General features: G+C 30.8%; 8 protein-coding genes. All 8 read right to left on the reverse strand.

All coding sequences use genetic code 11. The features are described from left to right. Nucleotide 1: 1 nt before the first annotated feature. The 8 genes from dnaX to G324_RS0103250 all read right to left on the reverse strand — a co-directional run bounded on the left by dnaX (nt 2) and on the right by G324_RS0103250 (nt 12,972). Nucleotides 2-1,696, reverse strand: coding sequence for a DNA polymerase III subunit gamma/tau (dnaX, locus tag G324_RS0103215; RefSeq protein WP_025724962.1), 1,695 nt, complete (start codon nt 1,694-1,696; stop codon nt 2-4). A 58-nt stretch (nt 1,697-1,754) separates the two neighbouring features. Continuing rightward, a complete protein-coding gene (gene mnmE, locus G324_RS0103220; protein WP_025724963.1) occupies nt 1,755-3,101 on the reverse strand; it encodes a tRNA uridine-5-carboxymethylaminomethyl(34) synthesis GTPase MnmE in 1,347 nt (448 codons plus the stop codon). A gap of 9 nt (nt 3,102-3,110) precedes the next feature. Beyond that, nucleotides 3,111-3,662 carry an MgtC/SapB family protein gene (locus G324_RS0103225; protein WP_025724964.1) on the reverse strand — a complete coding sequence of 184 codons (552 nt, stop codon included), beginning with the start codon at nt 3,660-3,662 and terminating at the stop codon, nt 3,111-3,113. A gap of 23 nt (nt 3,663-3,685) precedes the next feature. Continuing rightward, nucleotides 3,686-4,627: a DHH family phosphoesterase gene (locus tag G324_RS0103230; protein WP_025724965.1), complete on the reverse strand. Its 942-nt coding sequence runs from the start codon at nt 4,625-4,627 to the stop codon at nt 3,686-3,688. Further along, complete coding sequence (locus tag G324_RS0103235; RefSeq protein WP_025724966.1) at nt 4,608-5,564, reverse strand: DHH family phosphoesterase; 957 nt, start codon at nt 5,562-5,564, stop codon at nt 4,608-4,610. Before G324_RS0103235 ends, G324_RS0103230 begins: the two co-directional genes overlap by 20 nt. Nucleotides 5,565-5,702: 138 nt before the next feature. Beyond that, complete coding sequence (locus G324_RS07680; RefSeq protein ID WP_025724967.1) at nt 5,703-8,660, reverse strand: endonuclease; 2,958 nt, start codon at nt 8,658-8,660, stop codon at nt 5,703-5,705. Between the two features lie 205 nt (nt 8,661-8,865). Then, complete coding sequence (locus G324_RS0103245) at nt 8,866-11,529, reverse strand: immunoglobulin-like domain-containing protein (protein ID WP_025724968.1); 2,664 nt, start codon at nt 11,527-11,529, stop codon at nt 8,866-8,868. Between the two features lie 33 nt (nt 11,530-11,562). Further along, entirely contained in the window at nt 11,563-12,972 is a 1,410-nt protein-coding gene (locus G324_RS0103250) for an extracellular solute-binding protein (RefSeq protein WP_025724969.1), read from the reverse strand. Nucleotides 12,973-13,027 lie beyond the last annotated feature (55 nt).

Raw genomic sequence — 13,027 nt, forward strand, 5'->3', positions numbered from 1 at the left:
TTTATTCCTCTACTTTCACTAATTCTTCTCCGAAATACTCGATTGCAAAATCTACAATTTCAGATCTTTTTTTATTTTGTTTTGTTTCTTTAACTGTTGTGTCATATAAATGTAGGTCCATAGGTTTAAGTACCGGTTTTTCGATACCTGAACGGTACTGGTTTGCATAATCTAGGCGAATAACTAACCAGTCGGGTTTAATTAATACTGTATAATCTTTAATAAGTTTTTGTTTACTGTTAATGATTTTTAATACTTGTTTTTTTACCTCAGGCTTAAACATCGTTTTAGCTGTTATTAAATCATCATATACAAGTAACATTTGATCATTTCCAACTGCTTCTAAACTACCTTCAAAAAGTAATTGAGCTGTTGTTTTTAAACTTGGATTATCATAATCACTTAATCTTGACCAACCACTTGCAATTAAATCTTTTTTATCTTTATCTCCGTTATTTAAAATGTCTTCTATTTCAGTAATTGTCACTAAAGGTTTAAGATTGGATTGTTGTGTTGTATTTTCTATTGTTGGTTGTTGAACTTTGGTGTTTGCTTGAGGAAACTCTTTATTTTTAATTTGTTCTTGAAGATTACTAAGTTCTTTTTCTAAAGAGATAAGTTTTTCTTCAAATTCCACTAAAGCTACTGTTTCATGATTAATCATTTTTATGATAGCAAGTTCTAAGTATGCACGTTTTGATGTTGTATATTTTAATTCTTGTTGTAAGTCATTTAATATATCTAAATATGCATAAATTAGGTTAGATTGTAATTCTTTTAAATCCGGATAAATTACTTTTTTTCTTATTTTATCTAATAACACATCTCTTAAGGCAAGAATAATATCTGATACCATTCGGTTAATATCTTTACCATCTGCAATAACTTGATTGATAAAATCTAGTGCCTTTTGAGGTTGTTTTTTATAAATAACCACAAGGAGTTCATTTATAAATCTTCTGGATAATCCACCTGAAACTTTATAAACATCTTCTTCGGTGATTTCATCATTTGTAAATGAAATAACTTGATCTAGTAAGCTTAGTGCATCACGCATACCACCTTCAGCGGTATTTGCGATTGCATATAATGCTTCATCACTTATCTTAAGATTTTCTTTATTTACAATGACTTTTAAATTTTCTTCAATATCTTTAATTTCTATATTTTTAAAATCAAATCTTTGACATCTAGATAAAATTGTTGCAGGTACTTTATGTGCTTCTGTAGTCGCTAAGATAAAGACAACATTTTTGGGTGGCTCTTCAAGCGTTTTTAATAAAGCATTAAAAGCTGCTTGGGTTAACATATGGACCTCGTCAATAATATAAACTTTATACTTACCAACACTTGGTGCATATTTAACTTTATCTCTTAAATCTCTAATTTCATCAACACCGTTATTTGATGCAGCATCTATTTCTATAATATCTGGAACATCACCTTTATCAATACCAAGACATATATCACATTTACCACAAGGCTCTTTTGTAGGTGCTGTACGACAATTTAATGTTTTAGCTACTATTTTTGCAACAGATGTTTTACCTGTACCACGAGGACCACTAAAAAGGTAGGCATGCGCAAACTTTTCATATAAAAGTGCATTTTGAAGGGTTTTAACAATGATACTTTGACCATATACATCACTAAAAGTTTTCGGTCTATATGTTCTATAAAGTGCTACGTAACTCAAAAACGTTCCCTCCCTTGTCTTGTTTCATCATTATATCATATATAATGGATGTTTTTAACTATTTTCCAAGACAGAATTTCGAAAATAACTCGGTTAATAATTCACCATATTGATGATTGCCTAATATCTCTCCTAATAAGTTCCAAGCATAGGTTAAGTCCACTGCATAAATATCAACCGGCATATCTAAATTGATGGCATTAACTACACTTTCAAGGGCAGATTTTGCTTCTTTAAGTTTTTGAATATGGCGCACATTTGATAAATAATTAAAGTCTTTATCCATTAAATTATCTAGTTTTAATGTTTTTAATATTTCTTTTTCTAGATTTCTTAATCCATCTTTTTCTAATGTTGATATTTCAATAATCGTTGATATTTCTAGATTACGTTTTAAATCTTTTTTATTACCAATAATAATTCTGTTTTTATCTTTAGTTAGATCAAGTAACTCTTCATCTTCTGTGGTAAGTTTTTCAGATAAATCTAGTACGAGTAATACAAGTTCTGCATCTTTTAGTGCTTTTTTACTTCGATCAACACCGATTTTTTCAATTAAATCTTTGGTATCTCTAATACCTGCAGTATCAATTAATTGTAAGGTCACACCATCTAGATTTACAAATGCATCGATTGTATCTCTAGTTGTTCCTGCAATGTCAGATACAATTGCACGGTCTTCATTTAATAGTGCATTAAGTAAACTTGATTTTCCAACATTAGGGCGCCCCACAATTGCTGTTTTAACACCTTCTCTAATATACTGAGTACGTTTAGAGTGTCTTAATATGTCATCAATTTCTTGAAGTAATGAGGTGATTCTTGGATAAATGATTTCTTTACTCATAATGATTGCATCATCATATTCTGGGTAATCAATATTGACTTCAATTTGTGCAATTAAAGTCAATACTTGGCTCTTTAAATTTTCTATCATTGATGATGTTTCTTTATTTAAAGCTTTATTAGCTACTTTAATTGCATTTTCATTGGTTGCATGAATAATATCCATAATAGCTTCTGCTTGAACAAGGTCAATACGTCCATTTAAAAATGCACGTTTTGAAAATTCACCTGGTTCAGCTAAATCAATATCTGTTTCAAGTACACGTTCTAATACTTTTTGAGTAATTAAAATACCACCATGTGTTGATATTTCGACCACATCTTCTTTTGTAAATGATTTAGGTGCAATAAAAACTGAAATCATTACCTCGTCTAAAATGGACCCATCTTCGTTTAAGATGTGCCCATAATGTATGGTATGACTTTTTGCCTTATTTAAATTCTTACCTTTAAAAATTTGATTTACTTTGTAAATTGCATCATCACCAGATACACGAATAACGGATATACCTGCAGTGCCTAGTGGCGTTGCGATTGCTGCAATTGTTCTACTTTTCATAAGTCTTCCTTATTTTTTACTTTTTATAATTGTAGGTTCGTGCTTAATTTCTTCTATTGTTGGTACAAATGGATTAACTCCACGTCTAATATCTCTTAAAATGATAAATCCTGCAACAAAAACACCAAATACAATACCCTCATATAAATAACCCATACCTAGTACAATACCTAATAGCGCACTAAACCAGATTGTGGATGCGGTTGTAATTCCATGTATGATGTTATTTGAATCTTTCATAATAACGCCTGCACCAATAAACCCGATACCTGCAATGACTTGTGCAATGATACGTTGTCCTTGTGGTGCACTAATGTTATTTGTAATTTCTTGTAAATAGATTAAGCGTTGCATAATTGAAATCATGAGTGCTGATAAACCAACAAGTACGTGACTTGAAATTCCTGCAGCTTTACCTACGTTTTGTCTTTCTAACCCGATTAAAAATGTAATTGTTATGACTACAAGTGCTGGGATAATAATCATGAATAACCACTGTTCTAGCGATAGAAATGATTCAATCATTTTATATCCTTCGGGCATTTCAAATAAAATGTTCATTCGTAAATCCCCCTATTATTTTACTATAATACTTGGTGTACTGCTTCTATAAATTGGTCTAATTCATCCCAATTATTAATTACAGCACCACTAGCTTTAGCATGGCCCCCACCATTAAATTGGTTTGCTACTTTATCAATATCTGGTCCATTTGATCTTAATCTGACTCTTACTAAATCACCATCTTCGATAAATAAAGCCCATACTCTAAAACCTTGAATTCCTGATAATAAATTTACAACAGAACTTGCTTCTTCATATGATAGTTTAAATTCATTTCTAATATCATCTGTAATTGTAATATAAATGAATCCTTTGTCTGTTGTTTTAAAGTTTTGGTATACAAAACCTTTAAAACGTATCATTTCTAAAGTTTCATTTGACATTGCTTGATCAATTTCTTCAACATCAGCACCTTTAGTTAATAACATACCTGCCATTTGGTGGGTAAGTTCAGATACACCTCTATATTTAAAGCGACCTGTATCAGTTAATATACCTGTATACATTGCAACAGCACCAGCTTTTGTAATTTCAAATTCTTTAACTTGGGTTGACATATATGCAATCATTTGTGCACAAGATGGGAAGTTTGTATCTACCCACTGTATATCACCAAAGTTATCAACTGGAATATGATGGTCAATTTTAATAATTTCTTTACCTAATACATATTTTTGATTTGAGATTCTTTGTTTATTTGCAGTGTCTACAACAATTGATAAGCTACCTTCATAAAAACTATCTTCTAAATTTGATTCACCAACAATAATATCAGGTGTACCAACAAAACTTACAAAATCTGATGTTTCACCTGTAACGAATACATCTTTTGTAGGAAATGCATTTTTGATAATATTTTGTAAACCAAATTGTGCACCGTAACAATCACCATCTGGTCTAACATGTCCATAAATTATTATTCTTTGATACTTCTTAATTTTTTTAAATATTTCTTTGATCATTTTGTTCTTTCATCCTTTCGTCAAAACATTTTACAACTTCTAAACATTCTTCCCAACTAGTAAGTGTTGCACCGCATGCTTGGTTATGTCCACCGCCACCAAATTTTTTAGCAATATCAACAATTGATAAATCACGAGCTCTAAATTCTCCAATAATTTCGCCAGTTTCTTTTTCGCTAAAATTAGCCCAGATTTGAACTTCTTCAATACCAGACATTAAGTTTACTGTACCTCTTGAAATGTCAAAAAAACTTAATTTAGAGTCTTTAATAGTCTTTAAATCATTAAAGCGGTACGCTACATTATTTTTTGTAATATTAAACTCTCTAAATTGGTCTCTAGCAATGCGTCTATCTAATGTTTCTAGATTTTGGAAATCATAGATTTTTTTAATATCTACTTGATATTCCATTAAAAATGATACTGCCTTAAATGTTTCTTTAGCATTATCATTTGTAATATATTGAAATCTTCCACTATCTCCAACAATACCGGCATAAATATGTGAGGCTGCTAAATCATTTAGTTTTAGATTGCCAATCATCGCTATATCTGCAATCATTTGACTACAAGATATTAAGTTTGGTTTATGATAAAAGATTAAAGGTTTAATGTTTGTTAGATTTTGATGGTGATCAATGTTGATAAGCGTTTTACCTAATTGATATCTTTTATCTGATATTAATCTTTCATCCGCTGTATCTAAGACAAAAACTAGAGCACCATTATATGTTTCATCACTAATTTCATCCATTGTATTATCAAATGGATAGTTATGTGTATCACCAACAACATATACTAACTTTTCTTTGAAGTTTTCTTTAATTAATTCTTTTAAACCGAGTTGTGAACCATAAGCATCTAAGTCTGGAAACTTATGTCTGTGAATGATGATTGTTTCATGTTTTCTTATTTGTTCGATTATATTAATTTCCATATTTACACCTATTTATTTCATTAGAATATATTAGTATAACACAAATCGTTTATTTTTAATAAAAGAATTTATTTATCTTATAATTTTACATGATAAAAGATATCTAAGATAAGATATCTTTTATCAATTTACTTTTAATTAATTTACATAAATCATATTTGCTAGTTCAGGATGATCTATAAATGGATTTCTGTTATTTTGATGTGAGAAAATAATATTGTTTCTATTGATTTCAAATGCATCTACAGGGTCTAGTTCATGCCACTGAAGTAAAGTATTTAAGTCTCCTATTTTACTTAAATCAGTTAATGCGCCCCAACGTATATCCATGTAAAATAATATTCTTGCAACATCACCACGGTGATTATCACCTGGATACCACTGTGATCCGTAATTTCCAAATCCTCCAGCATTATATACTTGATTAATGAAGATGTTATTACTTCTAGTTGAGTTTACTGTAGTATCTGCTGCACGTAAGTTATGTAGGTCTGCATCTATACCTCTTGTTGAGTTTGATGGATCATAATTACCTGTACCAAATAAAGATTTAGCCCAAACGTGTTCTCTATTCCAAGTGGCACCACCATCCCATTTAGCAAGTGCAGGACCTTCATCAGGATATCCATTACTTACTGAACCTTTTAATGTATCTGTATAAATTAAGTATACATAATCTGTGTTGTAATCTATCCATGCATCTGTTTTTTCTAGTAGGTCTCTTGCATCACCATAGGTTGTTGTTTGATACTGTCCTGTATTGTTTAAAATACTATATAGTTCATCTACTAGATATTGGCCTTCTAGACCGGTTAATGACTGGTAATATCCTTCAAATAAAGGTATTTTAGATTTTATAATTAATTGATATGTATCTGTTTTTATAACTTCTTTATTATATTTAATTTCATAGGTGAAATTTACAGGTGTATCATCATCTTGTCTAATAATAGTACCATCATTTAATAATACATTTGTATTTGATGATGACCATATAATTGTAGCATCAAATAATAGTTTGTTTGAATCTAATAATACTAGTTTGTTTGTTATAGGACTATTAAATATTGGTAGTTCTATATTATTTAATATGATTGATGTGACTGTATTTAAATCTATTTCATCATCTAATGTGATATCTTCTGTATTTGTTATGAGTAAATAGTAATTGTTTTGATTTTGATATACAGGTGCTTTTATAGTTATACCAAGACCAGGTGTAAGGTTTGATAGTTTATTTTGAATAGATAGTTTTATTTCAGCTTTAAGGTCATTTGGTATAACCACTTCAAATGGACCTTTATCTGTTTCAAGTATATAACTTAAGCTATTGTTATCATATGATTCATGAATGAGTCCAAATAGTTGAACATATTTTGAAGGGTTTAAATTAAGTTCATCAGAATCAATATTTAGTGGTGTTATTGTAGTTTGTGTTAATAGATTAATTGAGCGAATATCATTTATTTCAACTTGGTTATTTACTGTATTTTTAGTACCTTTAATCGTAATTTCATTACCAACTAAAACGTTTGATTTATAACTTAATGGTGCTACAACATAAATACCTGAATTATTATCTTCTATAAAGAATTTTATTTCTGTTGTTGTTTCATAGAAACTAGTAATTATACCTTTAGTATAAACATAACTGTTATTTGATGTATTACGTACACTTTTTATATCTACATTATCTTCACCAACTAAAATATCAAATTCTTTAGTTGTTGTATAATCTCCATTTGTAATAGTTGCTACAAGTATAATATGTACTTGATCTGTTAATGGTAATGTAGTATCACCTGTTACTAGGTTAATTAAGTTATTATTCGTATTATTTGTATCTTTATATGACCATGTAATATCACTGTTTTTATTACCCTTTGAAACTAAATCAAGATTTGTAGGTGCAATAATATGATTTGTCAATGTTAACTGGTCCTTGTCTGATGTAGCATCTAATTCATTTTGAGGAATAAGTTCTCCTGGATTAGTAGTCCAACTAAAGTTATCTATTGTAATGTGGGCATTTACTGTTGAAGTTCCTTTAATTTTAATTGTTATTGACCAGTCGCCTAAGATTTTTAAATCTTTTTGGAGGAATTTAAAGATTGTTTGATCTTCTCCAGCACCTGTCATGGAATCTTCATAGGTAAATGTTTGATTGGTTGAAAGATCAGTTAATAAAACTTCTACTTCCCTAAAACTTCCACCTGTAAATGCTTTTCTCCAATCAAATGAAAAAGACTGAAGACCACCAGTAAAGTTTGCTTTTAAGAATGAATCACTTGCTCTGCGAAGTAATATACCATTATCGTTAATTTTATATTTACCAGTTTCTGCTATTCCAGCATTAATTGCTTGATCAAACTCCCAAGTAATACCTTGGCTTACAAACGAACCACCTCCATAGCGAGTAGTAGTTGGGGCTGTATTTGTTTCAAAATCTTCAATATAGGTTACACCTTCTCGATATTCACCTAATGGTTTTACAATAACTGTAATTGTGACAGTTGCTTCATTACCAGATAAGTCAGTTGCACTATATATTATTTGATAGGTACCTGGTAGCTCCATGTTTACGTTGTTATAAATAATTGTAACATCTAAGGTTTCATCAACATTATCTTCTACTGTAATTCCTTCTAACCAATTAGGTTCACTATCTCCCACTGTAAGATTATAGTCTTTATAACCTTTAATGATGGGTTTAGTTGTATCAGGAATGATTTCTTCTTCTTTTAAAACAACTAATGAAAAGTGTTTTGTTATTTGTTTATCATTTAATTTAAGGGTTGCACTTAATCTAACAAGTGTATCAGATAAAGGTCTTGTTACAACCCCTAAATTCCCGTTAATTACAATCGTTTCACCGTTAGATACCCATATGACTTCAACATCTTCAAAACCTTCGTATTCAGTTTTTAAAGTGATGTTTTTAGTTATTGTTTCATATGTGTTTGTAGGATTTATTTCTATTTCTACAAGTTCATAGAGAGTCTCTAGTATTTCCATAGAATCTACTTTTTGTGTATCACAAGATACAATTATGAAACTGAGTATGAGAGTAGATATAATTAATATTATTTTTTTCATTAAACAAACTCCTTCAAATTATTTAAAAATATTAAATAATTATTTTATGTAGTTCTATTATATAATTTATTGACTTATTTACAAAATTCTAAGTATTTGTTTATTGATTATTGAATATACTTTTATATTTAAATTGCCATTAAATACAAAAAAATGAGATTACATTGTGTGTAATCTCATTTTAACTATATTTTTATGTTAATTATTAACCAAATACCTTCAAGCTAGTAATAAGTGTACGTTTCTCAAATAGTAAATCTAATGTTGATGAAGCAGTTGCTAAATCAATTGTTAATGTTGCATAAGTTTGACCAATTGCAGCTTGTTTAACGCCGTTAACGCTAAATGTATCTGTAGTGCCCCACCCACGAATAGTTATTTCAATTTTTGAAACATTTTCTGCAAATGTTAATGTCATCGTTCCATTAGCACTACTGGTTCCAGTTTTAATTAGGTTTTCGTTATTCTCATCAGCACCACCACCTGAACCATTACCTTGGTAAATTTTGGCAACATTAGATGCTGATAACAGTAATGTATTGTCAGTAGATACTGAATTAAATGCAGTAACAAGATCTGTTGCGTTTGGGAATTCTACACCTTTTTTACCACTAAATTGTGTAAAATCATATGTAGCCAATAATTCAATAACTGGAGCAGGTTCACCTGTTTGTGCAAGTACTGTAAATTCAACTGTATTGTTTTCAATTACGATATCTGTTGTACCTAATTTAGCTGTATAAGTTAATGTAACTACTTCATCATTTTGTCCAACTGCTGGTCTTGTTACTGTACCATCGTTCGCAATTACATCTGTATTGCTTGATGACCAAGTAATTGTAGCACCAAAGATTGTAGTTGGTAAAGTAATATTGGAAACCACTTCTGCATTACCTGAAATCATTTCTGATTTAATAAGTGCAGCTAGTCCAACTGGATCTGCTTCTAATACTGTTACTTGAGCTTTATTAAATAATAAGACTTGAGGTGATAAGTTGTAGTGACCTACGATACCAGTTACTCTAACTTTACTTCCCGCTTTAAATTGTGCTAGAAGTTCATTAAATACTACTGCTGTTAAGTCATCAGATGATGATGAGTATAATGTATATTCAATTTCACCATTATATAGTTTAATTGTTCTACCTGTTGCATCAACTTTTACAAATCCTTCGATTGTAACAAAGCTATATACATCATCAGAATTAAGTGCTCTAGTTAGTACTGTAGCAGTAGGCGCTACAGCTTCTGCTGAAGTTTTAGTTAATACTGCACCTGTTAATTGAACTTTATTTTGATAGAATGCTACTTTACCTTCAACTTCATATTCGCTACCCACTGATAATAGTGAAGTTTGAGCGCTTGAAACTTGGTGTAAAAGAGCTATACCTGTTGCATCTTGAATGTATACAGCAGAGTTAGAAAATTTATCACTTGTCATGAATGTAACGATTCTACCCTTGATTTTTACTTCTGCATCAGCAGCCATATCATCTAAGTCAGCAATATTTGTAATTGGCATTTCACCAACAACGATATTGAATACTTTAGTCTGAGTTACTGCACCAACTGTAAGAGTTGCTGTTACTGTAACGTTCTTAGATTGTCCTGCTGTTACTGTTACCGCACCTGTTTCAACATTAAATACTGCTGCATCAGTTGTAGTCCAAGTAATTGCTGAACCATTTGCACCAGTTGCAGGTAATGTAACTGTTGTAGATTCTAAGAATAGATTTGATAATGTTAAATTGTTTTTATCAATTGTAACTTTTTGTTCATCTGTTAATGTTGCTTCATAGTGAATTACAAATATTTCAAATGATGGTAATGTACCTTCAATTGTTGAAGGTTTAACTCTATCATTACGTATTGTATATGCTACTGCATAAATTGTAACGTTATCTGTACCACTTAAAGTTACCATATCAGCATGTTTTGCACCACCATAATAACTTCTTACATATTTAGTTTCATCAAGTGGATCATGTAAAACAGTTGTATAGTTTGTTGTTGAACCATTTGCCCATTCTGGATGGTCTTTTACGTTTGCTGTGAATTTAACAAATGTATTTTTAGCTGGATCAATTTTAGCTGCTTTTTCAGCTTCTACAATTGAAGTTGGAGTTCCTGGTTCTAACCAGTAGTTAGATACTTCAAAGTCAACTGCCATAGCTAGTAATTCAGGCATTGCAACTGTTGATTTTTTAGTAAATGTAGCTTTTGAAAGTTGTGGTGAATCAAAGTTTACACCGTATTCACCAACGATTTCTCCGCGGTCTCCGACAGCAACAATTTTAGCTAAGTCTGAACCATATACAAAGATTGCGTGTTTAGATGTTGGATCAAATACTGAAACACCATTGCTTGCAACGTGAACAATTATAACGTCTGATAGTTTAATTGATGAACCTAAATCATATTCACCATTACGTACATCAGCAATTGAAACTACTTCAGATACAGGAATTGCGATAACTCTGATTGTAAAATCAACTGATTCAGAATATACTTCACCAGATGGTCCTGTCCATGTAAGTGTTGCAGTTAATTTAACTGTTTCGTTTTCAGCACCTTCAGCAGGGCGGTTAACTACAATTAAATTTTGGTTTGCAACCACTTCAAATTTTGCAAATGCATCTTTATCAGATGTCCATGTAACAGTACCACCACCAGCTATTTCTACCGGTACTGAAAAACTGTTAACAACTTGACTACGATTAGCAGTTGGTACACTGATGTCTACTAATAATAGCATTTCATCAAATGTAGCTTGCTCTTGTTCTAAGTCGAATTTTTCACCATTATCACACGCTACTAATACTAGAGCGAATAATAATACCATGAAAATAGATACTATTTTTCTTTTCATTTATTTGTTACTCTCCTTTTTTTTAAAAAACTATTAGAATGATGATTCTTCATATGCATTTTGGAATACTGTATTAATGTTTTGACCCGCAAATACATATCCAAAGATTGCGCCTACTTCTTGTCTAACTTTAGCTGATTTACTAAATACTGGTGTTGTAAAGAATGAATCACTTACTAAGTTACCCATTTCTAATACTGCAATAATTGCTTTTTGTTCAGCTTGTGCTTTATTAGCTGGATTTTCTGGTTTTGTAGCAATAAACTCTTTATATACATCAGTATCATATGAAGATTGTCTAACTGGTGAATAACCAGATTGTACTGCGAATCTTGCAGATACTTCTGGAGAAGTTAAATATTTCAAGAATAACCAAGAAGCTAATTCTTCTTGTGGATTAGATTTTCTAAATAGGTTAATATTTGGTCCTTGTTGTGCTTGACGAGGATTTTCTAAGTCAAATTGAGGAACCGGTGCAACACCAACTTCAAATGTAGATGCTTCACTACCTTCAGGAATGTTATATGTTGTACCACCTGTTGAACCAACTGCCATAAATAATTCTTGTCTAACAAACTTAGTTGAAGTATATGTGTTTCCTAATTGAGCTCTTGTTGTAAATAGACCTCTTTCATATAAATCTTTAAAGTATAGAACCATATCTTTTGCTTGTTGGTTGTTAAATAATATTGACCCACCATTTTCAGTACTTGTGTAAGGAATACCTTGTTGAATTGATGCAGTAATGAATAAGTTATCTGTTGAGTCATAACCAAAAGGTACAACAGCTGCATTATCTTTATATGCTGGCATGTTTTTAATAGTTTGAGAAACAGTTTCTACTTCTTCCCAAGTTTTTGGAACTGTTAAACCGTTTGCATCAAAGAATGTTTTGTTGTAGAACATTGCTTCTGTAGATTTAGAGAATGCAATACTATATACTGATCCTTTATCATCATACATTTTACCTTCTTCCCAATATCCAGGAACAAAGTCAGAAACTTCCTCTTCAGTTAAACCAATAACTCCACCTTTACCATCAGATTTTCTGTTGTCGATAAAGTTATTTAATGATAGTGCACGACCTGAACGCATATATCCTGCAACGTGGTCACCATAGCTTTCTACCATGTGTGGCTCTTGTCTTGCTGGAATAGCAGTTGAGACTGCAGTGTTTAATTCATTGTAACTACCATCAACTTTCTTGACAGCATCTACAGTAATATGTGGATACATTACTTTAAATTCATTAATAAATTCTCCTAGTAATGTTTCGTTACGTCCACCCATTCTGTGCCAAAATGTAATGGTCACATTTTTACTTGTATCTAATTCTAAGTTGACATCAGATCCTAGACCACCATCTCCTGTTTCATTACCACTACATGCAACAAGTACAGTAGCTAGAAATAATACGAAGATAGCACCAAGTATTTTTTTCATGTTCTTTTCTCCTTTTATTTATGTAGTTTCTTATTTTATTTTTTTTAACTACACA

Origin of the sequence: Acholeplasma granularum ATCC 19168, assembly GCF_000526235.1 — a bacterium.
In the GTDB taxonomy this organism is placed as follows: Bacteria; Bacillota_I; Bacilli_A; order Acholeplasmatales; family Acholeplasmataceae; genus Acholeplasma; species Acholeplasma granularum.

What these genes read in the sequence shown, in the direction of transcription:
- mnmE (WP_025724963.1), bottom strand. Translation starts at nt 3,101, where the DNA reads ATGAAAAGTAGAACAATTGCAGCAATCGCAACGCCACTAGGCACTGCA.
- G324_RS0103225 (WP_025724964.1), bottom strand. Translation starts at nt 3,662, where the DNA reads ATGAACATTTTATTTGAAATGCCCGAAGGATATAAAATGATTGAATCA.
- G324_RS0103230 (WP_025724965.1), bottom strand. Translation starts at nt 4,627, where the DNA reads ATGATCAAAGAAATATTTAAAAAAATTAAGAAGTATCAAAGAATAATA.
- G324_RS0103235 (WP_025724966.1), bottom strand. Translation starts at nt 5,564, where the DNA reads ATGGAAATTAATATAATCGAACAAATAAGAAAACATGAAACAATCATC.
- G324_RS07680 (WP_025724967.1), bottom strand. Translation starts at nt 8,660, where the DNA reads ATGAAAAAAATAATATTAATTATATCTACTCTCATACTCAGTTTCATA.
- G324_RS0103245 (WP_025724968.1), bottom strand. Translation starts at nt 11,529, where the DNA reads ATGAAAAGAAAAATAGTATCTATTTTCATGGTATTATTATTCGCTCTA.
- G324_RS0103250 (WP_025724969.1), bottom strand. Translation starts at nt 12,972, where the DNA reads ATGAAAAAAATACTTGGTGCTATCTTCGTATTATTTCTAGCTACTGTA.